16 protein-coding genes and 1 tRNA gene are annotated in these 23,378 nt (G+C 40.4%); 12 read left to right on the top strand and 5 right to left on the bottom strand.

The features are described from left to right. Positions 1-108 precede the first annotated feature (108 nt). Positions 109-741, bottom strand: coding sequence for a LysE family translocator (locus tag FAY30_RS09475; protein WP_149872648.1), 633 nt, complete (start codon positions 739-741; stop codon positions 109-111). 164 nt (positions 742-905) lie between these two features. Here FAY30_RS09475 and FAY30_RS09480 point away from each other — a divergent pair, with 164 nt between their 5' ends. The 5 genes from FAY30_RS09480 (at position 906) to FAY30_RS09500 (ending at position 6,998) form a co-directional block, all read left to right on the top strand. Then, complete coding sequence (locus FAY30_RS09480) at positions 906-2,009, top strand: thermonuclease family protein (protein WP_223820928.1); 1,104 nt, start codon at positions 906-908, stop codon at positions 2,007-2,009. A gap of 436 nt (positions 2,010-2,445) precedes the next feature. Further along, on the top strand, positions 2,446-3,612 hold the full coding sequence (locus FAY30_RS09485; protein ID WP_149868193.1) for an IS256 family transposase: 1,167 nt from the start codon (positions 2,446-2,448) through the stop codon (positions 3,610-3,612). Positions 3,613-3,888: 276 nt separating this feature from the next. Beyond that, entirely contained in the window at positions 3,889-4,773 is an 885-nt protein-coding gene (locus FAY30_RS09490) for an SCO family protein (RefSeq protein ID WP_149869650.1), read from the top strand. A gap of 111 nt (positions 4,774-4,884) precedes the next feature. Next, on the top strand, positions 4,885-5,988 hold the full coding sequence (locus tag FAY30_RS09495; protein WP_149869651.1) for an AI-2E family transporter: 1,104 nt from the start codon (positions 4,885-4,887) through the stop codon (positions 5,986-5,988). A gap of 56 nt (positions 5,989-6,044) precedes the next feature. Further along, entirely contained in the window at positions 6,045-6,998 is a 954-nt protein-coding gene (locus FAY30_RS09500; protein ID WP_223820929.1) for a carbon-nitrogen hydrolase family protein, read from the top strand. A gap of 360 nt (positions 6,999-7,358) precedes the next feature. On the opposite strand, the gene FAY30_RS09505 is transcribed toward FAY30_RS09500, so the two are convergent. Together FAY30_RS09505 and FAY30_RS09510 are read right to left on the bottom strand one after the other, a co-directional pair. Continuing rightward, positions 7,359-8,804, bottom strand: a complete 1,446-nt coding sequence (locus tag FAY30_RS09505; RefSeq protein WP_149869652.1) for a cell wall-binding repeat-containing protein — start codon at positions 8,802-8,804, stop codon at positions 7,359-7,361. Positions 8,805-9,102: 298 nt separating this feature from the next. Beyond that, the gene (locus tag FAY30_RS09510; protein ID WP_149869653.1) at positions 9,103-9,894 is read right to left on the bottom strand and encodes a hypothetical protein; all 792 of its coding nucleotides are present in this window, start codon (positions 9,892-9,894) and stop codon (positions 9,103-9,105) included. A gap of 690 nt (positions 9,895-10,584) precedes the next feature. Here FAY30_RS09510 and FAY30_RS09515 point away from each other — a divergent pair. The 6 genes from FAY30_RS09515 (at position 10,585) to FAY30_RS09540 (ending at position 19,084) form a co-directional block, all read left to right on the top strand. Continuing rightward, positions 10,585-12,120, top strand: coding sequence for a CehA/McbA family metallohydrolase domain-containing protein (locus FAY30_RS09515; protein WP_149869654.1), 1,536 nt, complete (start codon positions 10,585-10,587; stop codon positions 12,118-12,120). A 111-nt stretch (positions 12,121-12,231) separates the two neighbouring features. Then, positions 12,232-13,287, top strand: coding sequence for a HupE/UreJ family protein (locus FAY30_RS09520; RefSeq protein WP_149869655.1), 1,056 nt, complete (start codon positions 12,232-12,234; stop codon positions 13,285-13,287). Between the two features lie 725 nt (positions 13,288-14,012). After that, positions 14,013-15,536 carry an NADH dehydrogenase subunit 5 gene (locus tag FAY30_RS09525; protein WP_149869656.1) on the top strand — a complete coding sequence of 508 codons (1,524 nt, stop codon included), beginning with the start codon at positions 14,013-14,015 and terminating at the stop codon, positions 15,534-15,536. Beyond that, the gene (locus FAY30_RS09530; protein ID WP_149869657.1) at positions 15,533-18,145 is read left to right on the top strand and encodes a DUF2309 domain-containing protein; all 2,613 of its coding nucleotides are present in this window, start codon (positions 15,533-15,535) and stop codon (positions 18,143-18,145) included. The genes FAY30_RS09525 and FAY30_RS09530 overlap by 4 nt, the downstream gene beginning before the upstream one ends. Positions 18,146-18,172: 27 nt before the next feature. Further along, the gene (locus FAY30_RS09535) at positions 18,173-18,538 is read left to right on the top strand and encodes a Na-translocating system protein MpsC family protein (protein ID WP_149872651.1); all 366 of its coding nucleotides are present in this window, start codon (positions 18,173-18,175) and stop codon (positions 18,536-18,538) included. A 51-nt stretch (positions 18,539-18,589) separates the two neighbouring features. Further along, a complete protein-coding gene (locus tag FAY30_RS09540; protein WP_149869658.1) occupies positions 18,590-19,084 on the top strand; it encodes a carbonic anhydrase in 495 nt (164 codons plus the stop codon). 482 nt (positions 19,085-19,566) lie between these two features. Here FAY30_RS09540 and FAY30_RS09545 read toward each other — a convergent pair. Both FAY30_RS09545 and FAY30_RS09550 read right to left on the bottom strand, forming a co-directional pair. Further along, a tRNA-Arg gene (locus FAY30_RS09545) sits at positions 19,567-19,640 on the bottom strand. 95 nt (positions 19,641-19,735) lie between these two features. Then, entirely contained in the window at positions 19,736-20,476 is a 741-nt protein-coding gene (locus FAY30_RS09550; RefSeq protein WP_149869659.1) for a YwaF family protein, read from the bottom strand. 301 nt (positions 20,477-20,777) lie between these two features. Between FAY30_RS09550 and mutS the strand changes: the two genes are divergently transcribed. Further along, entirely contained in the window at positions 20,778-23,366 is a 2,589-nt protein-coding gene (gene mutS / locus FAY30_RS09555; protein WP_190284855.1) for a DNA mismatch repair protein MutS, read from the top strand. The last annotated feature ends 12 nt before the right edge of the window (positions 23,367-23,378 follow it).

Here is a 23,378-nt window from a genome sequence, read left to right on the forward strand (position 1 = left end):
CGGCACCAAACAAAAAGGACCTGAGAAGGTCCTTTTTGTTTGGTGCCTTGTTTGGTGCCTGACACCCTTTCTACTTATGCCACGATTCAAATGGTGATATCCGACCAGCTATGATTGGGCCTTTTCAAATGCTAGTTTAAGTCCGAAGCCAAGCAGGGTAATCCCGGTTAATCCTTGAACAACTTTTTGAGTGGATGGTTTTTTCATAAATGTGCTGATTTGATTGATTAAATAAATAAACAGAATGAACCAAATTACAGTAAGCGCCGTATAGGTGATGCCCATAACGAGAAACGGAACAAAGGTGTCACTTCCGCGATCCACGAATTGCGGCAAAAAGGTTAGAAAGAAAACCGCTACCTTGGGGTTAAGGAGATTGGTTAGAAAACCTTGACGGAAGCATGATTTTTGTCCATATTTACTTTCCGTGCCTGCCTCTGCACCTGCGTCCGCTCCAGTGTTCTTTAAGGACCATAATGTTTTAAAGCCAATATACGTTAAATAAATCGCGCCAGCATATTTGAACACTGAAAATAATAAGGCTGATTTCACGATAATGGCAGAAAGTCCAATGACAGCGGCAAAAGTATGGATCATGAGGGCACAGCATGTTCCAAAAAGGGTTTTCATTCCGCCAGATCTGCCTACTGATAGCGTATTCTTTGTCGTCATCGCGGTATCTGGGCCAGGTAAAATAATTAAGAGTATACACATCAGGATAAATAGATAATAGTGCTGCAAATCAACATCCCCTTTCAGATTATTCATAAAACTTAGCTGATATAAATTTACCATAATCGGAAGCGGTCGTGTAAAGAAAAATCATAAAAAAGGAGTTAATTAACAAAAGGAATATGATAATAGGTATAATAAGGAGATGTTAACAAGGGAGTGGAAAAAGGATTGTGAAAGCAGTAAAAGGAATATTGATCGGACTTGCAATAATTTTCATGTTATTTTTAGGAATTGTCGCCCCTGTATCACTTATTGGGATGATTATTTTTATCGTTGGTTTAGTTTTAAAAAATCGGAGCCGAAATAGAAAAAATAGATTTGGGTGGGTAATTGCTGCTGGATTACTTTCTTCTTTTGTGCTAGCCATGATGTTCTCAACACCTCCTGAAGAAACAAACGAAGCAGGCCAACAGAAGACAGCTTCCGTTAAACAGGAAAAAGAGGAAGCGGCTGCAAAGAAGGCAAAGGAAAAAGCCGAGGCCGAAGCAAAAGCAGAGGAAGCTCGTAAAGCTGAAGAAAAAGCAAGAGCAGAAGAGCAAGCAAAAATAGAAGAGCAAGCAAGAGCGGAACAGGAAGATAAGGAAAAACAAGAAGCAGCTAAGACCTCACAAAAAGAGTTGGCAAAGAGTATGGGGTTAGAACTCATTACTGTCGGGCGAGTTGTTGACGGTGATACCTTTGTCACCTCTGATGGAAGAAAAGTCCGTTTAGTTGGGGTAAATACACCGGAATCAACAACAAGACATGAAGAATATGGCAAAGAGGCGAGCAATTATACGACCTCAAAGCTAAATGGAAAACAGGTGTGGATCCAAAAAGATGTATCGGAAACGGACCGGTATAGCCGTTTGCTTCGAATTGTTTGGTTAAGTGTACCGGCAAATGATATGGACGAAAATGAAATTCGTTCGAAAATGTTCAATGCTGATTTAGTGTTAAATGGCTACGCGGAACCATCTACTTATCCGCCCGATGTAAAATACAGCGAGTACTTTGTCAAGTTTGCCAGAGAGGCACGTGAGGCGAATAAGGGTCTTTGGGCCTTCGGCGAACAAGGAACAACAAAGGGTGACTTGGATTCTAGTTCCGGATCAACTTCAGGAGGAAATACATCTGGCGGTTCGACACCAGACAGCGGATCGTCAAATGCTGGTAAAGAATCATTTAAGAATTGTACAGAAATGAGAAAAGTGTATCCAGACGGTGTACCATCGACACATCCGGCATATGAATCACGGCATGACCGGGATAAAGATAACTGGGCGTGCGAATAAGCGATAAAAAATAATCCATGACGTGTGCATGGATTATTTTTTTTGCTCTTTTCTAAGGGAATGTTGCTTTTGGGATTCGCTCATTAAATGGCGAAATTCGCCTATTGAACATCTAAATTCGCTCATTAAATGGCGAAATTCGCTCATAGAGGGGTTAGGTCGTTAAATAAATTATGAAATGTAAATATGAAAGTGGAAAATTACATAAAAAATGAAACGTTGAAGAAATTGACCTAGATTTTTTACAACAAAATATTTGAAACAGCCTTAAAAAATAGTAAAAGTGCACTACTTCACAGATAAATCGATAATCAGGGGGTATAGTGAAAGTAGATTGATTAAGTCCGTATAATTGTGTAAAAAGAAAAGGGTCATTTTTATCCTACTTGGCTACAATGTTTAACAACCACGATAAACATAGAAAAGAGGAATAAAAATGACCCAATTACAGTTTAGCCTAGATTTGGAACTTTTAAAAGACTCAGTAATGAATTCAAATATAGATAACGTTGTTAAATCAGCTGTTGTTCTGGTTTTGAATGAGTACATGGAGAAAGAAAGAAATGATTACTTACACGCCGCTGCATATGAACGCTCTGTTGAGCGTCGTGATTACCGAAATGGCTACTACGAACGTGAGTTAACGATGAGTATCGGTAAGATAAAACTTAAGGTTCCTAGGACTCGAAATGGTGAGTTTTCACCTACGGTTTTTGAGAAATATGCACGTTGTGACCAGGCGTTAGTACTCTCTATGCTAGAGATGGTTATCAATGGCGTTTCTACACGTAAAGTTACACATATTGTGGAACAACTTTGTGGTGAAAGTAAGTCAAAATCGTTTGTTTCTTCACTTACTCAAAAGCTTGATCCTATTATTAATGACTGGGCCAAACGGCCCTTAAATTTAAGGTATTATCCTTTTGTTTTTGTAGATGCCATGTATATAAAAGTTCGTGAACATCATCGTGTCGTCTCTAAGGCTGTTTATATAGCCACTGCAATCACTGAAAGCAAAACACGTGAAATTCTTGGGTTAAGTGTGGATCACGCTGAGAGTTATGAAAGTTGGAGTCGCTTTCTCCAACAACTAAAATCACGTGGTCTTCAATCCCCAAAGCTAGTCATTTCAGATGCTCACCAGGGGCTTCAAAAAGCGATTCAACGTGAATTTATTGGGACTAGCTGGCAAAGGTGTAACGTCCATTTTAAACGTAATATCATAGAAAGGCTTCCAAAAAAGGACTCAGCGGAAATACGTATGATGATTAAGCGTATTTTTGATGCAGTCACAATTGAGGATATGCGGAATTTTAAAGGTGAACTGATGAGTCAGTTTGGGGACAATCTTAAATACGAACAAGCTCTGAAAATATTAGATGATGGTTTCGAAGATACCATACAATATATGGAATTCCAAGAAGATATCCGTTGTCATATCCGTAGTACAAATTCTCTTGAGCGATTAAATCAGGAAGTCCGAAGAAGAGAAAAGGTAATTCGAATTTACCCTAATACACAATCTGCTTTTCGTTTAGTAGGAGCTGTTTTAATGCACTATCAAGAAACCAATTATTCGAAGCAGAAATCTATTAAAAGGTAGATGTTTAATTTTCAACGTACTTCCAATTATGGATTATTCCATATCCAGTCAAGGGTATCAAAGGAAAAACCGCCTTTGACACCCTTGACTGGATATGGAGATTGAAACCCATGGAAGTAACGCTCGAAAAATGTTAAGGGGATAAGTGGCTGATCATATATATTTGACATAACAAAATTTGGTTAAAAACATTGTTTAGCAAATTTACACAAAATCAAGGACTTGACTAGTAGATTTTGATAAATTATGCAAAATGACTGAAAGGTTGGTCTTTAGATGAAAAAAATACCTGTTATCATGATGAGCCTGATCCTCGTTTTAATTGCTGGATGTGGGACAGCAAAAAACATAAATGTAAAACTTTCGACACCCAAAACGTTTACACCGGGAAAACCAATTGTGATGCAATTTACCATTAAAGATGGGGAAGGAAATCCAGTCGAAGATGCTAACATAACAGCTAATTTGAATATGAAAAATATGGATCATGGAACTATTCCGGTTTCTGCTGAAGACATTGGCGAAGGGAAATATGTTGGAACGGCTGATTTGCCAATGAATGGCGACTGGATTGCAGCAATCAGTGTCGAGCATGATGGTAAAAAATTTGAGGAGGAGAAACAGTTTTCAGTAGAAGTAAAAACAGCCGAAAATGCTCATAAAGTGACAAAGGATGTTAGCCTTCCAGATTTCAACCTAGTGGATGAAAATGGCGGTCCAGTGACGAAACAAGATCTGTTTGGAAAAACAGTGGTCATGACTTTTACTTACGTAAACTGCATCGACCCGAATGCCTGCCCGATTTTATTAGGCAATTTTAGTAACCTGCAGCATGATATCAAAGCGAAGGGGAATAATCCAAGGAATCTATTACTTGTTTCTGTTTCGCTTGACCCGGAAAAGGATACCCCTGAAGCAATGAAAGAACATGCAGAGAAAATGAATTTTGATCTGTCTTATTTAAAAATGCTGACGGGAGAGATGGGGGAAATTCAAAAGTTGACCGCTACGCTCGGTGTATATTTTGAAAAAAAAGGCACAGAAGTATTACATGACAACAAAACCTTTATATTTAATCAGGACGGAAAGCTAACCCATGAATTCACAGGCAGCTATATGGATAGGGATGAATTGCTGCAGGTTGTTACAAGTGAAAAATAAGAAAAAGACCGCCTAAATAAAATGCGGTCTTTTTACAATGGAAAAAATTGTACCAGAAACCCTGTGTTTGATATACTTTTATCATAAATAAAAGAATAAGAGGTATATACTTTGAGAAAGTCAAAATTACAATTCTGGCTCATACAAATTTTACTGATCTTTACCATCATTTTTGTTTCAACAAAAATATCCTTTTTGTTCGCACCAATTGGCGTCTTTTTCTCAACTATTTTCTTCCCGATTTTAATTACCGGCTTTTTATTTTTTATGTTGAATCCAATTGTGAATTTTCTCGAACGGCAAAAAGTCCCAAGAATCGTGGCCATCCTGATTATATACGTTGTTTTTGCCGGAATCCTCGTACTTGCCATTGGGAATTTGGTACCGGTCATTACTAAGCAGGTAACGGCACTTGCAAATGAAATCCCAGTCTATGCTGACAAGACAATGAAATTTGTTGATAATTTGGCGCATTCGTCGGAATTCAAACGATTCATGACCCAGCAAAGCGACTTAATTGAATCAATCCAAAAAAGGCTGATGGAGTTTGGCAACACACTACCCAACAGGATTACAGGGGCGATTGGCAATATAGTTGGCATTATCGCTAATATTGCGATTATCCTGGTCACGGTCCCGTTTTTATTATTTTACATGTTCAAGGACGGGCACAAATTCCCGTTAGCAGTAGGGAAGTTTATTCCACATGAGTACCGGGAGGAAGGACACTCAATCTTAAAAGAAACAGGCGAGACCCTTTCCGCCTATATTCAAGGACAGGTAACCGTGGCTTTGGCTGTGGGAACACTGGCATTCATTGGCTACTTAATTATTGATATGCCATTTGCGCTCGTGTTAGCTCTGACTGTGGCCTTCACTAACATCATTCCCTACGTCGGCCCAATCATAGGCGGTGCGCCCGCGGTCTTGATCGCACTCTTCGATTCCCCGACGAAAGCGTTGCTGGTTGTACTTGTCATTGCCATTGCCCAGCAAATTGAAGGAAATGTTTTATCACCGATGATACTAGGCAAGTCCTTGGATACACATCCGGCAACCATTATCATCATTTTGCTGGCAGCTGGAAACCTTGCCGGCGTTCTCGGAATGATCTTAGCCGTCCCGACCTATGCCGTAACGAAAACCATTGTTTTAAATGTGGTGAAGTTCTTACGTGCTAGGAAAAGGGCGGGTAGTACAGTGGAGGAAACATAGTAGAAAAAGTAATACGTATCCTAGGGTGAGGATAATGATAGGTGGAGGAGATACAGGTGGATACGAATCAAAATGTCAGGGTTGCCGTAATTCAAGCTGCATCCGTTATTATGGAACGCGATGCGTCGATTGAAAAAGCTGTTAGCCTAATAAAACAAGCAGGTGAAAAGGGCGCCAAAATCGTTGTTTTTCCGGAAGCTTTTATCCCCGCCTATCCAAGAGGATTATCCTTTGGAACCATAATCGGTAGCCGTACGGAAAATGGGAGGAAGGATTGGTACCGATATTGGGAGAACTCGATCCCTGTACCTGGTGAAGCGACGGAACAACTTGGAGCGGCCGCACGTGAAGCAGGCGTTTACCTTATCATGGGTGTTATCGAGCGTGATAGTGAATTTAGTGGTGGTACACTTTATTGTTCTGTGATTTTTATCGGACCTGATGGAACTCTTTTAGGAAAACATCGAAAGTTAAAACCAACAGCAGCAGAACGGATTGTTTGGGGTGAGGGAGATGGCAGTACGCTGCCTGTGTTTGATACCCCCTATGGAAAAATTGGAGCATTGATTTGCTGGGAAAACTATATGCCTTTAGCCAGGGCAGCCATGTATGCGCAAGGGGTTCAGCTTTATATTGCACCTACTGCAGATGCGAGAGAGTCATGGCAGTCGACCATTCGTCACATTGCCATGGAAGGAAGATGCTTTGTGTTGTCCTCCAATCAATATGTAACGAAGGACATGTATCCAATGGATTTAGCTTGTTATAATGACCTTGACTCCGCTCCCGATGTGATGTGTAACGGTGGCAGTGCGATCGTTGGACCACTTGGTGAGTATGTTGCGGAGCCTGTTTGGGGAAAAGAAGAAATCATCATTGCCGACCTTGATATGAAACAGATAGCTTATAGCCAATTTGACTTTGATCCAGTCGGTCACTATTCAAGGCCGGATGTTTTTAAATTGTTGGTAAACAAGGAAAAGCAGGAGAGCGCCATCCAGATGAAATAATAATATAAAGCCGTGTTCTTTTTATAGGATTCCGGCTTTTGATTGACCTTAATAGAGGGAAGGGCATAGATGTTTTGCGAAATATTTAGCGGGTATTGATAATCTCGACCACCCGACCGAACAGAAGAAATTTTGGCGTAGGTTGCTACAAAATTCCCAAATCTGGAACCGAAATTCTGGTGAAATACACCGATGATTTCCGATCATGGCACCTTTTCATCGGCTTTTCCACAGCGAAGCAGCATTTGAACAAACCTGCTCCCAACCAAATCAGTCTAAAAAAAGCCACCACGGTCCCAGCTCGCGGCTAATTAAAGAAACAAAAGGATGAAATCGCAAAAGCGACTCCACTCCAAAAACCTATTTTGAATAAGAAGGTTTAAGCTGTAACGCCTTCACTTTCAATTTTGACAACTTATTATCAAGGTCCGGCAACTCACCACCAAGCCCTTGCAATTCACCGCCAACAAAATTCCCCAGTTCATTGCCGATCTCTTGCAGAAGCTCGCCCCAAATGATCATAAAACCCCCGGATTCCGTATCATAGTAGATGTACCAGTTTTCCGTGGATACGTCCTGTTTTTCGCTGAGTGCCTTGTCCACATCAGCTCTTAACTCGTCGGCCGTTCCCTGGAGGCCAAGCGCAATGACTACGTCAACAGCCAAATCCTTTTGAGGCTTCTGGAAAGTGGCTAACCCCTTTGGTGTTGCAACGGATGTGATGGTCTCCTCGTCGTTGCCGAAAAAGTACATGTAGAAATTGTTCAGATAATCGTATAGAGGGATGCAGTAGACCCCGTACTGGCTGGCAATCTCATTCAATTTTTCAATATAAGGGTCATTGAAAATTAAACCGCCGTCCGGGCCAAGCTCTTTCCCATCGATTGTTGTGTTAACCGCCATCGCACCACTCGGGTAGAAGTAATACACTTGATAGCCAATGAATTGCCAGCCCGTCAACATCGCTCCGGAATCCTCATTCAAGTAATATGTGGTGTTCCCTAGATGCAGCCAGCCTTTATGCATTGCACCTGACGTGCTCAAGTAATACCAGGTGCTGCCCGAAGTAAGCCAGCCCGTCTTCATGACGCCTTTTGAATCAAGGTAATACCAATTCCCCCTGTTCAATAGCCAGCCTTTCTTAGGACCGTTTGTGTCATAGTAGTACCACTTGCCTTCATGCTTGATCCAGCCAGTTTTCATCGCCCCAGTTGATTCAAAAAAATAAGTGACACCGCTAACGGTCCATGGCGCCGACCGCATCGCGCCGCTTGCTTCAAGGTAGTACCATTTGCCCTTATCCTTTAGCCAGCCGGTTTTCATCGCGCCGCTCATGTCAAGGAAATACCAGGTGCCCTTGTCCAAAGCCCAGCCTGTCTTCATCTCACCGCTCGGCGATAGGAGGTACCAGCGGCCGTTCCATTTCAGCCAGCCGGTTTGCATAACACCCTTCCCGTCAAGGTAATACCAGTCTTTCAAATAATGCAGCCAGCCCTTGTGAGGCGTTTTGAAGCCTGGTTGATAGTAATACCATTTGCCACCGCTTGCCTTCCAACCCTTGACCGTTTTCAGGAACGAATCATAGTATTGCTTCGAAATACCGCACGGCACACCATTCTTGTCGGGATCAAGGTTGTACGGGTCATTCGTCGCACTGAAGCCATTTGTGTACCAGAACACCAGCGGATCAGTTGGATGGGAAAATCTGTCACAGGGATGCATGCCGCCGTTAGCGGCCGAAGCCTGCGAGTGAACTCCCCAGATAAAAAATAACGCAAAAAACGCAGAAATTAGGTACTTTTTCATAGTGGCCCCTTAAATTTTTGTCTATTATTATCTAAATATACAATATTTTCAAATAGAAAGATAGAGAAGGCTGGATCTTATTTGTGGAGGAATTAAAAAGGTTCACAAAATTTTCTTTAAATCGAATTGGAAATCAATTTAAAATGTTACGGCCATCTAGAAATTTCAAAACAGTCCTCGAATCTTGACAAAAGCTATAATAGACCAACTTATGAGCAAAACATAGCAGATGTTTTAACTTTTTCAAACAATTTCTATGGTTATTTGGTCTTTGGTTGATTTCACTTAAATGCTATTTCTAAAAGCCAACAGTGTTACAAAATTCTTCGTAAAGTGCATCATAATACCGCCGGGTAAATGATTGATCTAGGATTCCATAAAGGTATGCGATGGGATTTTTTACGGCAAGGGTCAATTTCATCTTCCGAATCAGCTGTTTAAAGGATGCAATGGCTACTTCAAGTATCCGATCTGTTTCGTTTTCGCTATTATTGCGATAGGCAGCAATTTGTGTCCTATGCCAGTACTCTTCAATCGTCTTTGCCTCTGGGAAGAAATATTTAACTAATTGGACAAACGCCTGTGGAACACGGCTGCTCACATAGGTATGATCCAATTCAAACGGTTCTTCTTTACGTTTTTTATTCTTTTGATCTTTTTCAGTTTTAAAAAGATTACTAGTTTCTTTTGGCTGGTCCATTATTTCCTGTTTAGGTAGTTCATTGGAAGGAAAACGATTAAATACATACAAATTACTAGACTGCGAGCCATTCCTTCTTTCGGTTTCATAGACCGTAATGAATCCCAGGTCTTTGGCTTTTAAGACCATTCGTTTAAACGTTGAGCGAGAAATGCTATTGTCATGGAATTCATCGTGAATGGCCTTAAGAATCGTTCCGATTTTGGCATTGGCAACGCCAGGGAACTTTGCTGCAAATCGAATCAGCCGCTTTAATCCAATCAATTCACCTTTTGAAAAATCGTCCTTATGTTTCAGCATCCACCTTTCGATATGGTGGTTAAATTCTGTCAGATTAGCAAATTGTGAAAACTCCTCAAACCGTTCAATGCACCCAGATTTTAACCTCATAATCATGCGCCACGTTTATTATTTTCATTTTGGCCGTTTACTCTTTTCCGGCACTTCTAAGATATCGGGTTTGGCCACAGGAATCGAATCACTAATATTCAAATTTGAAGCCAATTTTGATGCGAAAATGCAATTTTTCGCTCCAAAATTGATTTTTGATGGCGATTTTAACGATTTTCGTCATTTTTTATATCATTTTCGGAAGGGGGCTTTTTGGTGTATATAACTAAAAAATGGGATTTTTGAATAGGAGTCGAAAATACTCAGGGTTTAGAAAAGATCAATATATCGCTCAACCCCTAAATGGGCGAATTTCTATGTTCAATGAGCGAATTCTGCCATTCAATGGGCGAATTTCTATGTTCAATGGGCGAATTTCGCCATTTAATGAGCGAATCCAAAATAAGTAACAATTCTTTTGAATAAAGCCAAAAGTAAAAAACAAAATAGAAAATCCTGAGTCTTTGCAGAATTAAAAGTAAAAATAAATTTGCAATCGTTTATTTCCATTTTCGAAACCAGTAAAACCACTAAAAATTTCCTATTATTTATACTATAAGTTACTAAAAGTAGGACTTTTGGTTGATTTTTCTGAATTTACATTAAATTTACGGAATATCCATAAAGCCCTAATAAAACTAGATTAATATTTTAACTGTTAGAACAAGTTTATTAGGGGGAGAAGGAAAAATGAAAACTCGTTTTAAGAAGGCAATACCTTTAATCGCAACGACTGTTCTTGCTACAACTGCTCTTACCACCCAAACATTATTTAATGAGGGGGGGAATCCAAAAGCAGGTGCACAATCATTGTCAAAAGAAGAAGTGAAAAAGAATGGTGCATCTTGGCTTGCAGGTGATCATCACGTACATAGTGAATGGAGTGTTGGTTGGGACAATTCTACAAATCCTCCAACTCCTATTAGGGGTGGAGATGCGATCTATCCAATCACCAAAAATGCTGAAAATGGTAAAAAGTATGGACTTGATTGGATGATGACAACCGACCATGGGGGTCCTAACCATTCTAAAGTCAACTTAGAACAGGCCTATCCTGAATTATTAAAATCCCGTGCAGCTGTTCCTGACGTTCTTCAATTCTATGGAATGGAGTTTGATACACCAGGAGCTGACCATAGCACGCTCATGATCCCAAAAAGCGAAGATGAATCACAAATGCTCTATGACATTGAAAGCAAGTTCAATTCTCGTGATGCGTATCCAAATGACCCAAGCCGTAACACGGAATCAAAAATGATTGAAGCACTTAACTATATGAAACAAATGGATAAGCTTCCTATTCATATTGCTCACCATGCTTCCCGTTCAGCAAAAGGTATTGGGGAATTTGGATCAACTACACCGCAAGAAATTCGTAATTGGAATGAAACTGCACCCAATATCTCGATTGGTATGGAAGGAGCTCCTGGTCACCAAGCTGCTGCAATCAAACGCGATGGCACACTAAATCCTAATGGGTCACGTGGGTCATACGGAAACGTAAATGCACCAACTATGGGTGGTTTTGACCAAATGACTGCTATCGTTGGCGGTTTCTGGGATTCGATGTTAGGGGAAGGAAGACACTTCTGGATTACCGCTACATCTGACTCACATGTTAACTGGCGTGACGGTGGAAGCGACTTCTGGCCTGGTGAATATTCTAAAACATATGTAAAAGCAGAGAAAAATTATGAAAATGTAATGGAAAACCTTCGCAAAGGAAATGTATTTGTAACAACAGGTGACCTGATCTCAGAACTTGATGTGAAAGTACAAGCTGGAGGGAAATCACCATTGCATGCTAAGGCAAAGGGAAATAGTGCAACCATCGGTGAAACACTTACACTTCCAGGTAAGAAATCTGATGTAACGGTAACAGTTCGCATCAAAGATCCAAAAGCTGCGAACGCTAATGGGGATAAGCCAAATGTTAAACGTGTGGACTTAATCATGGGAGAAGTGAATGGAAAAGTCGAAGACGTCTCTACTGCTTCTAATCCTACAACAAAAGTTGTGAAGCGTTTCACTGAAAACGATTGGAAACAAGACGGTGAATACATCACGATTACTTATACTTTAAAAGATGTGGATAAAGATAGCTACATTCGTTTACGTGGTACAAACACAGACCAATTAGAACCGGCAGCAGATCCTAAGGGTGAGAACCCATGGAATGATCTTTGGTTCTATTCCAACCCAATTTTCATGAATTCAAATAAATAATTCAGGGAAAACAGAAGTCTTGACGAGGGGCATTAAAAACTCCTCGTCTTTCCGTTATCTTTAGTCAACACATCTCTTGAAAGTAAACATAAGAAATGGACGTGGATTTTAATGAAAAAATTATGGTTCTGTATCTTGCTCATCTTCCTTCCACTGGGTTCTTTCCTTTCATCCCCAGCCTCTGCCCATACCAATAACAGTGAAGGTTTTTCTACCATAGAAGTCAATGAGAAAACATTAGATTATAAATTAAAGCTAGATTTAGAGGAACTGGGTCATGCTCTTAATAAGGAAACAGATCAAAAACAAGTAATTGATAACCAAGTTGTACAAGGATATATCAATTCCCATATAAAACTTTATGCGGACAGCCAACTTATTGAAGGCCGAGTAGAAAAAAATGATATAGAAATGATTGAGGAAAGACCATTTGCGGTTATTAACTTAGCGTATAGTATAGAACATAAACCAGAAAAATTAGTGGTCGAGTATAATATGTTTTTGGATGATTCTGACCCAAGCCATGCGAATTATGCAACGGTTAAATTGAATGGGAAACAACAAGAAAAGGTTTTAACCTTCGAATCAAGAGAATTAGAAATTGGAGAAATAAGTTTTCTACAGAACGTAAAACAGTTCGCAGTTCTAGGATTAGAGCATATTTTTACTGGTTATGATCATATCTTGTTTGTCATTAGTTTGCTTTTTGGAGCCAGGACGATTCGTCACATTCTTTCTTTAGTGACAGCCTTTACGATTGCACATAGTATCACTTTGGCTCTGGCCACCTTCAATATTGTTCAGCTGCCAAGTAGATTTGTAGAGTCAGCAATTGCATTAAGCATCATTTATGTTGCACTTATAAACATATTTAATAAGGACTCGAAACACCAACCGTGGCTTACCTTTGGTTTTGGACTCATTCATGGATTCGGTTTTGCAGGAATCTTATCGGAAATGAGATTGGATCCTAGTCATATGGCAATGTCTCTTCTATCCTTTAATATCGGAATAGAAATTGGTCAGCTATTGATCGTATCCTTAGCTTTTCCATTCATTATGTGGATAAGAAAATTAAGATATAAACCTATCAAATGGGTCATCCCTAGTACATCAGCTGCGATATTAGCTTTTGGGCTAGTATGGTTTATTCAAAGAGCTTTTTGAATAACCTAAAGATACACCCAGTTGTTTAGTAAATTCCGCAAACGGGCGCCAGATTGTGGAGTAACACTAAAAGGAATTTAATTATTTATAGGTGGAGAAGAATTTTAAACAATGAACTTTGGCCAAAGTATACAACTTTGTTTAAAAAGAAAAATGAACCCCTCTACCGATGATATGATCCCCTTATAGTAGACAGAAAAAAGAAAGAATACTAATCTGACTACTATAGGGGGGTACCGAAAAAGAATTCAGTAATTGAAGCACTTTTGGGTTTCCGCATTGTGCCTCATTTAATGGAAGTAAGCCTCTTTTACCATGGGTTAAGTTCAACTTGACAGAATGTTACCTTAATAGTAAAATTCATTTCATAAATAAAATGAATAAATGATTTCTTCAATTGAATAGATTACTTTAGCATAAGATTAATAACTATATTGATTCAATGAAAAAGTAAATCTATAACAAAAAGGTAATCTGTAAATTTACTTTACTAGGAATGAATACATATTACATAATTAGGTAGACAATTAAATGGCCTGAATGGCCCGTTAAAAGTAAACCGACGATTTTCAAAGTGTAATGGTTTTGACCATTATGCTTAAAAATTGTCGGTTTTTTTGTTGTTTTTAATAAAACAGAAAGGAGTACAGGGTAATGAAGGAAATCAATCAAAGTCATATTTTCATAATGTCGGATGATTCTATCCACAGAAAGAGGGAAGCAAAATGTTAAATTCCCTTCCAGAAATATTTTTAGTATTGCTTGCGGTATCGGTACTTAGTGCACTATTCCTGTTATATCCAAGGGTTCCACTGTCCTATGTTCGGATTCACGTCGGTATTACATTGTTGCCGCCACTAGCTGCTCTAATGGCTCTTTTTACCACCAAAGAGACGATAATTTATGGCCCATGGTGGCTTGATTCGTTATCATGGCTGCTGGTATCGTTTGTTCTTATCATCGGTTTTATCGTGCAGCGCTATTCTGTTCGTTACTTCCTTGGTGATCGTTCTTATAGAAAATATTTTGCCTTGCTGACAATTACAACTAGTGCTGATTCAGTTGTCTGGCTTTGTAATGATCTTCCCCTGTTGCTGATTTGCTGGGGAACGACACTCTTTGGGCTGATACTGCTGATAAGATTAAAAAAAGAGTGGAGTGTTGCTAGAAACGCAGCTAAACAAACAGGACAATTGTTTGCAATAAGCTGGCTTATACTGTTTGGGGCTGTCATCTGGGTAACCCAGTCCACGGGGCATTGGCAGTTGTCGCTTGTCCTCGCCAAAAGCAGTCTTACACAGCTTGATTTATGGGAAAAGACGTGTATTAGCCTGATGCTAATCTTGGCTGTCGTCATTCCGGCAGCACAATGGCCTTTCCACCGCTGGTTATTAAATACAGTAGTAGCTCCTACTCCTGTATCCGCGGTAATGCATGCGGGATTAGTGAACGCAGGTGGAATGATCTTGACACGGTTCTCTCCACTTTTTAGTGGAAATATGGCCCAAATCATTTTACTTATATTGTCTAGTGTTTCAGTCATGATAGGTACAGGAATTATGCTGGTCCAGGTAGATTATAAACGGCAGCTGGTAGGGTCTACGATTGCACAGATGGGGTTCATGTTCATCCAATGTGCGTTAGGTGCTTTTTTGGCAGCCATTATCCACGCAGTCTTACATGGTCTATTTAAGTCAACTCTTTTCTTACAGTCTGGTTCCGCGCTTGACCAACACAAGAAGCAAACTCCCGGGGCAAACCAGCCACGGTCATTATTATGGACAATCACAGGAGGGATTTTAGGACTCCTGGTGGCAATTGGTCTTTGGCTATCTTCTTCTGGGGAGAATTATCAATTCATAAGCGCCCTTACCTTAGGGTGGTCAGTTTCATTAGCCTGGACCCAGCTCGTGGCTTTTGGAAATGGACATATTGCGCGAATTGCAGGCTTTTCTTTAGTTGCAGTAGCGGCAATTGTATATAATTTCGTACAGGATGCTTTTTATGGTGTGTTACAACATTCAATCCCAAAGGGAATTCAACCACCGGAACCAGCGGCAATTTTACTTTTGATTATTTTATTGGCCGGAAGTGCTGCAGGTGTATGGCTTGCTCGTCATCGTTCATCAGCTGCCTATACTGTTATTTATCTTTGGCTTGTACGATTGGGTGAACCTCAAAATAATTTGATAGAAAGTCATCCTAAGTATTTGACAAAATCATTCTTTAAGGGAGGTCATTTACAATGAATTCAACATCAGCAAGAGCCTTACATTGGGAAAAGATTCCTGATAGCCTTGATTTTGATCTAATTGACTTGGTGAACTCCGCCAGCAGCGTTATTGTACCACTCGGGCCAATTAACACCTTTGCAGCACGTAGCCCCTGGGTAGGTTTTGAGGGACAAACGTTTGAAAAAACGGCCTATTGGCTCAAAGATACTTGTGATATAGATATCTACCCCAATGACCCTTTACTTCAATCTGCATGGGAACGCGGTGAGATCCATCAAGATTTTTTAAAAAATGGACTTCACCATTGGCTAAACACACAATCTTTGGAGTTGCCGCGTAAGGTCGCAGAGCAGTTCTGCCTAGCTGCGCTCATGCAAAAGCAACTACCTTCCAATACTTTGGATGAATCTGAGTTAAAAAGTCTGGTAACAGAACTAAACCGTTTTACACCCGAAATGACCGAAAAACATTCGGTTAAAACCTATAGCCAACGCTTGGAACAGCTAGGAAGGGTAAATGCAGCTCACGATCTTAACAGTAACATGATCAAGTGGTGTAAATTATTTCTTGATGAGTCCCAAGCAGTTTGGTCGATGCCAAATCGTGAAGAAGGTTTCTATCGTGCGTGGCGGAAACTAGTCCAGCATGACCCGGCACTTAGCCGTATTCAGCGTAAACAATTAAGTAATTTGCCGGAAGAAGCTGATGCGGCATTAAGGGAAGTATTGTCCGCCCTAGAAATTCAATTTTCAGAAATTCAAGCCTATTTTGAAGCACATTTCCTTGTTTTACCGGGCTGGAGCGGCATGATGCTATGGCGTTCGCAGCAATCAGCCGAAGAAAGTTCGCTGCTGCTAGAGTATTTAGCTGTTAGAATATCGATGGAATGGGCATTAGTTAAACCCTTTCTTCCCTTGCCTGAAAAAAGAAATAATAAAGTACATGTAGAACCATTAATTGCAGCCTGGGCCAAATGGGGTAACCTGCCAATCAATGCTTGGTCTCAGTTATCCTCTACAGAAATAAAGGCATGTTTGACCCTTGCCCATCGTTTTGATAAGATTCAACGCAATCGACTATGGCTTGAAGCATGGGAGAAAACATATGAAGACCAATTAAAGAAAATGCTTATATCCCAACATAAGGCAGAAACATCGGAAAACATAAATCCGGCACTAGCTCAGTTTGTATTTTGTATCGATGTTCGTTCAGAGCCTTTTCGCCGCAAACTTGAAAAAAGAGGGGAATTTCAGACTTTTGGCACAGCAGGATTTTTCGGATTACCGATAGCAACCTGCGAGCTTGGCAGTAACCATGCGCATAACTCTTTGCCTGTCATGTTTAAACCGCAATATAAAATAAAAGAGTTTTCACCTGAGTCTGAATCCTATCAACAAAGGCATCATGCAGTCAAATCAATAGGTTATACATTTGCTGCTATGAAGCATAATCTGATTTCCAGTATGGTATTGCCGGAAATTAGCGGTCCTTGGCTCAGCATGCAAACACTCGCTCGCAGCTTTGTTCCAAGAATTGCAGGCCAGACATTAAGGAAATTGCACCAAAGCTGGCTGCATAAACCATCCACGGAACTCTCGCTAAACCATACGCAAATATCTGAAACAGCTTTGCCAACTGGTTTTTCGGTGAAAGAAAAAGTACACTACGTAAGGCAGGCTCTAATAATGATGGGGCTCACCGATCAATTTGCACCACTAGTGGTTATTTGCGGACATGGAAGTCACAGCACGAATAATCCATATAGTTCTGCACTCGACTGTGGTGCGTGTGGAGGAGCATCAGGCGGATTCAATGCAAGAGTGCTGGCGGAATTGTGCAATCTTCCAACCGTAAGGATGAGCCTCGAAAAAGAGGGAATAATCATTCCGAAAGATACCGTTTTTGCAGCTGCTGAGCATATTACCACACTTGATGAGTTGCGTTGGCTTTACGTTCCTGAACTATCAGATGAAGCTAAGAAAGCATTTAATCGTGTCCAATCTGAGTTGCCAAAGGTAAGTGAGGAAGCAAATTCCGAGCGGCTTTCGCAATTGCCAAATCTCGGTACCCATCTTAAAAATCCGAAGGCTGAGGCCCAGCGGCTTTCAGAAGATTGGAGTGAGGTGCGTCCGGAATGGGGTTTGGCGCGCAATGCTGCGTTTATCATCGGCGAACGGCAACTTACCATAGGCTGTAATCTGGGAGGGAGGGTTTTCCTTAATAATTATAACTGGAAGAAGGATAAAAACGGCGGTATTCTCGCAAACATAATTTCCGGGCCGGCAACGGTAGCTCAATGGATTAACCTGCAATATTATGCCTCTACTGTTGTCCCTCATTATTATGGAAGCGGGAATAAAACAACCCAAACCGTCACAGCTGGGCTCGGGGTTATGCAGGGAAACGCCAGTGACTTACTATCGGGACTTCCCTGGCAGTCTGTGATGAAATCAGATGGAGAGGCTTATCATGAACCACTACGTTTGCTGGTGGTCATCCAGGCGCCGAGGGAATATGTAAAACGGATGCTGAACCACGATCATGCCTTTCAGCAAAAAGTGAAAAATGGATGGATTCGGCTAGCGTCGATTGACCCGGTAGGACACTGGGAGAGCTGGTCTTAAACTTTGAATAAAGGAAAAGGAATCGATATGGAAAAATCAAAAGGAATGCTTGAAGCTGAAATAAGCAAAGCTTTAACACATTGGGAGAAAAATTATCTTGGGCGAGGCTCCGTATCAGTTAAATCAGATATATTACGAGATATGGTGATTGTGAATCTTGGCGCTATTTTAACTCCAGCAGAATATGAAGTATGTAGGGATAAAGAAGGCTTGTTATCGGTAAAAGAATATCGCCATAGTTTAGTGGAATCCGGACTGAATGATTTAAAGGAAATTATCTTAACGTTAACAGGGGAAGAAGTAATTAGCTTTCACACCGATCTTAGTACACAAACTGGAGAACGAGCAATGATCTTTAAGCTTGCCAGCAATCTGCAAAGTAAATTATGTTAAAGCATCAGAATCTGTATAGAGTACGATATAAATGAAGAATGAGGTGATTTGATGTCTAGAGATGAAAAGAAAAAAGTACTATATGTGATTGGTATGGATCATAAATTAGAACGTTTTATTAAAGAAGAAACCAATGTCAATCCGGAAAATTTGATGATCTTGCAAAGATATCAACCGCTCATTTCACACCCCCTCGACGAATTAATGAGGGACATCATCATTGCGGTCTTTCAGGAAAATGTTGAAGAAATCGTTGTTGCCTTCACAGATGATTATCAAAAAAACACTGATGATATACTGATCCATATTAATAAAAACAAAGAATTAAAGGATAAGATTCAAACACTGGAGTACCTATTTAATAATACCAAGCCTGAATTTCCTGTGGGTACGGTAAGTGAATGGTTACAGGGAGACAAAACACTCAGGGATGATATCCAAAAAACGATCCATATTATTCGCCATCATCCATTGATGCCATCGCATGTAAAGGTGAAGGGATTATTTGTTAAAAAGGACAATGAAAAGCTATCTGGAATTGTCTAAGAAACTAAACGATGAAAAAATATAAAATAGCAGAGCTAATTCAAAAAGATTACTCTGCTATTAGTTAACTTATCGAATTTAAAAACTGCTCTTTATCTTGAATACCCACCACAAGAAAGTCAGTCTTCCCACTCCCTCCGCTCTTAATAAACCCACCTGCATTAACAACCATTTGCGTAGCATCTTTACGGTCGAGAGTATTCAATTCTCCAGTAAATACCACGTTTTTACCGAAAAGGGGATGATTTGTGTTAATTGTTTCAACAGTTACTGCAATTTCAGAGATTACTACCCCTGCAGACTTAAATTTCTTTCTCTTTTTAAATTCTGTTCACGTTATTTCATGTAACCCTTTATTCTGCCTTTGGGTGTGTTCTGATCACCAAAATATGGTATGGCTTTAATGCTTAATAAACAAGTTAAGATTTTCTTCAATTGAATATTTTCAATAAAAAAAGCCTTGAAATATCAAGGCTTTTTGACGTCCCGAAGAGGATTCGAACCTCCGACCTACAGTTTAGGAAACTGTTGCTCTATCCTGCTGAGCTATCGGGACAAGTGAAGAACTATGCAATTGGGACACATATCCAATTGAATGGAACGATATTTATTATAATCAGTTAATCGAAAAAGGTCAATAAAAAGTTCCCATTATCGAATCGGCAGATCCCTGGACACTTCTGTTTTTACCGATGCCTTCTCGCGGAAAATGACCCAAACGATTAGACTTAATGATAGTAACAATCCTTCCAGCGATACAATATACCAGGGGTAGGGGCCAAGAACATCTAATAAACTGGCACTGTCCGGTTTGTGGCTTAAGAACATATAATTACCGCCTACTAGCTTATTGATCATCATAATAATCGGCATCAACACATTTAAAAAAACAAATAATTTCAGGACGGACCAGATGGTAGGGCGGTATCCTTTTGCCCAGGTGAAATAGAGCGGCACCCAGATGATCAATAAATGTGTATAAAAGAAGTGGAAAAATCGAAAATGCGGAAAATCATAATTTAGTAATGGTGTAATCAATGCCTGAGATGCACCTAGTAAGGCAGTGAATAATAAAATCTCATAAATTATCTTTTTCCTTGTCAGTAATAAAATCACCGTTAATATCAGGCTGATACTGCATAATTCCAGAGGGATGGCATGGCTGACATGCCAGCTGCCATTTAGGATCATCCACGAATGATAGGTCGTTTCCATGATGATTAACGAAATCGCAACACCAATTTCTGCAACCCGCCATTTTTCATCTTTCAATTTTTCTCGATAGAAAAATAGTAAGACCGCAACCGCTATACAGATGGAAATAATAGCAAAGTGACTGATGGAGAACATCTCAAAATCATAGTTTTTGTAACTGCGGCCAAACCAGCCCATACATTCACCATCCTTTGTTAAATCTTAACATGCTTTGATAGTTCAATAAATCAGATTATTTCGCGGAAGATTGGCAAAAACATGAGGAAGTCCACAAAAGTCGACATTCTGATGTTTTACTTACCAATGAAGTCTTTTCCCTTTAAATCAAGAGGAATCCCTTTTAATTGGCAGATATTCAACAAGTGCCTGGTACTTAATTTATGATATAATAGTTTGTCGAAGATACTCGAATGAATAGAAATATAAATGAAGTCCATTAGCGGCTTTTTGAAAAAAAGATTTAACACTGGAGGTCATTATGGCTGGGTATACGCCGATGATACAGCAATATTTAACCGTGAAGGCAGATTATCAGGATGCCTTTTTATTTTTTCGCCTGGGCGATTTTTATGAAATGTTTTTTGACGATGCCGTTAAAGCATCACAAGAATTAGAGATTACGTTAACAAGCCGAGACGGAGGTTCCGAGGACCGGATTCCGATGTGCGGGGTGCCGTACCATGCGGCGGCTAACTATATTGAACAGCTTATTTCAAAGGGATACAAAGTAGCGATTTGCGAGCAAATGGAAGATGCCAAACTAACTAAAGGCATGGTAAAACGGGAAGTTGTCCAGCTGATTACGCCGGGAACTGTGATGGATGGAAAAGGCTTAACCGACAAAGAGAACAATTATATTGCCTCGATTACTGCCTTTGATGACCAAACCTACGGATTTGCCTATACCGATATCTCAACAGGTGAAAGCAGGGTAACGTTGCTTTCAAGTATTTTTGATGATGTATTAAATGAACTGTCGGTTTTAAGTGCGAAAGAAGTAGTAGTCGCCAGTAACTTTGATGGAGATTTGCAAAAGAAAATGCGGGAACGTGATGTCCTGGCGATTTCGTTTGAGGATCATAGTTCAATAGAGATGAATTTCTCCCATCTTCTTGAAGAGCTGAATCAAGAAAAATTAAAACAAACCGCTGCAAGGCTGTTTCATTATTTATATCGCTCGCAGAAAAGAAGTCTTGACCATCTGCAGCCTGTTTCTACCTATCAAATCCAGCAATATATGAAAATAGATTATTATTCGAAGCGCAATCTAGAATTAACAGAAACGATTCGTTCCAAAGGGAAAAAGGGATCGTTATTATGGCTGCTGGATGAGACGATGACGGCCATGGGCGGAAGGATGCTAAAAACTTGGATTGACCGGCCGCTCATTCAGCAGGCTGAAATTGAGCATCGCCAAACGATTGTGGAGGTCATACTGAATCATTATTTCGAGCGGCAGGAGCTTCGTGAAAAATTAAAGGAAGTTTACGATTTAGAGCGTTTAGCAGGACGGGTAGCCTTTGGGAATGTCAATGCCCGTGATTTAGTCCAATTAAAGCGCTCGTTAATGCAGGTACCATTTTTAAAAGAGATCCTGCAGAGAATGCCAAATGAAGAAGTGGAAAATATCGCGGCAAAGCTTGATCCATGTGAAGAGATTACCGACTTGTTGGAGCAGGCGATTGTTGAAAATCCTCCGTTGTCCTTAAAAGAGGGGAATATGATTCGCGATGGATACAACACACAGCTTGACCAATACCGGGATGCCAGCCGGAACGGAAAAACGTGGATCGCTCAGCTGGAACGGGAAGAACGTGAAAAGACCGGGATTAAATCATTAAAGGTTGGCTACAATCGTGTCTTTGGCTATTATATTGAAATCACACGGGCAAACCTTCACCTTTTGCAGGAAGGCCAGTATGAACGGAAGCAAACTTTAACAAATGCGGAACGTTTTATTACGCCTGCATTAAAGGAAAAAGAGGCGTTAATTTTACAAGCGGAAGAAAAATGCGGAGAGCTTGAATACGATTTGTTCAGCGAAATCCGCGAAATCGTCAAGGAACAGATTCCGCGTCTGCAGGCACTGGCGAAAGTGGTCAGCGAGCTAGATGTCCTTCAATGTTTTGCCCAAGTTAGTGAGGAACGCCGCTATGTGAAGCCGCAATTTTCACCGGAACGCCGTGTCGCCATTAAGGACGGCCGTCATCCGGTTGTTGAAAAAGTGTTAAACTCCCAAGAATATGTTCCGAATGACTGCCAGATGGACAGCGACCGTGAAGTCTTATTGATCACGGGGCCGAATATGTCAGGGAAAAGCACCTACATGCGTCAAGTGGCCTTGACTGCAATTTTGGCGCAAATCGGCTGTTATGTCCCGGCTTCAGAGGCCGTATTGCCGATTTTCGATCAGGTATTTACCCGAATCGGAGCTGCGGACGATTTGATTTCTGGCCAGAGTACGTTTATGGTCGAAATGTTAGAAGCGAAAAATGCGATTACCAACGCCACACAAAACAGTTTAATTTTGTTTGACGAAATTGGCCGCGGAACCTCCACCTATGATGGTATGGCTCTAGCCCAGGCTATTATTGAGTATATTCATGAGCGGATCGGAGCGAAAACATTATTTTCGACCCACTATCATGAATTGACTGTATTAGAGGAAGAGCTTTCGAAGTTGAAAAATATTCACGTCAGTGCGATTGAACATAACGGCAAGGTTGTGTTTCTTCATAAAATTAAAGTAGGACCAGCCGATAAAAGCTACGGGATCCATGTCGCCCAGCTTGCGGAGCTCCCAGCGGAATTAATCAGCCGGGCGAATGAAATTTTAACAGCCTTGGAACAAACTGAAGAACAGACAGTTCCTGTAAAGACGGCACCAGTCATTGAGGAACAGCCTGCCCAGCTATCCTTCTTTGACGAACCGAAAGAACCGAAAAAACACGAACACAATTCGAAAGAAAAACGAGTGCTAGAGAAAATAAAAGATTTAGATTTATTGGATGTGACTCCGCTCCAGGCAATAAATGTGTTATTTGAACTTCAGAAAAAGTTAAAGTAGGGGGTGGAGACA

It is taken from the genome of Bacillus sp. S3, assembly GCF_005154805.1.
Classification (GTDB): domain Bacteria; phylum Bacillota; class Bacilli; order Bacillales; family Cytobacillaceae; genus Neobacillus.

Bases quoted from the DNA above. Each gene is read 5' to 3' on its own strand.
- FAY30_RS09535 (WP_149872651.1), top strand. From the start codon at position 18,173: ATGGAAAAATCAAAAGGAATGCTTGAAGCTGAAATAAGCAAAGCTTTA.
- FAY30_RS09485 (WP_149868193.1), top strand. From the start codon at position 2,446: ATGACCCAATTACAGTTTAGCCTAGATTTGGAACTTTTAAAAGACTCA.
- FAY30_RS09520 (WP_149869655.1), top strand. From the start codon at position 12,232: ATGAAAAAATTATGGTTCTGTATCTTGCTCATCTTCCTTCCACTGGGT.
- FAY30_RS09525 (WP_149869656.1), top strand. From the start codon at position 14,013: ATGTTAAATTCCCTTCCAGAAATATTTTTAGTATTGCTTGCGGTATCG.
- FAY30_RS09515 (WP_149869654.1), top strand. From the start codon at position 10,585: ATGAAAACTCGTTTTAAGAAGGCAATACCTTTAATCGCAACGACTGTT.
- FAY30_RS09550 (WP_149869659.1), bottom strand. From the start codon at position 20,476: ATGGGCTGGTTTGGCCGCAGTTACAAAAACTATGATTTTGAGATGTTC.
- mutS (WP_190284855.1), top strand. From the start codon at position 20,778: ATGGCTGGGTATACGCCGATGATACAGCAATATTTAACCGTGAAGGCA.
- FAY30_RS09505 (WP_149869652.1), bottom strand. From the start codon at position 8,804: ATGAAAAAGTACCTAATTTCTGCGTTTTTTGCGTTATTTTTTATCTGG.
- FAY30_RS09490 (WP_149869650.1), top strand. From the start codon at position 3,889: ATGAAAAAAATACCTGTTATCATGATGAGCCTGATCCTCGTTTTAATT.
- FAY30_RS09540 (WP_149869658.1), top strand. From the start codon at position 18,590: ATGTCTAGAGATGAAAAGAAAAAAGTACTATATGTGATTGGTATGGAT.
- FAY30_RS09510 (WP_149869653.1), bottom strand. From the start codon at position 9,894: ATGAGGTTAAAATCTGGGTGCATTGAACGGTTTGAGGAGTTTTCACAA.
- FAY30_RS09530 (WP_149869657.1), top strand. From the start codon at position 15,533: ATGAATTCAACATCAGCAAGAGCCTTACATTGGGAAAAGATTCCTGAT.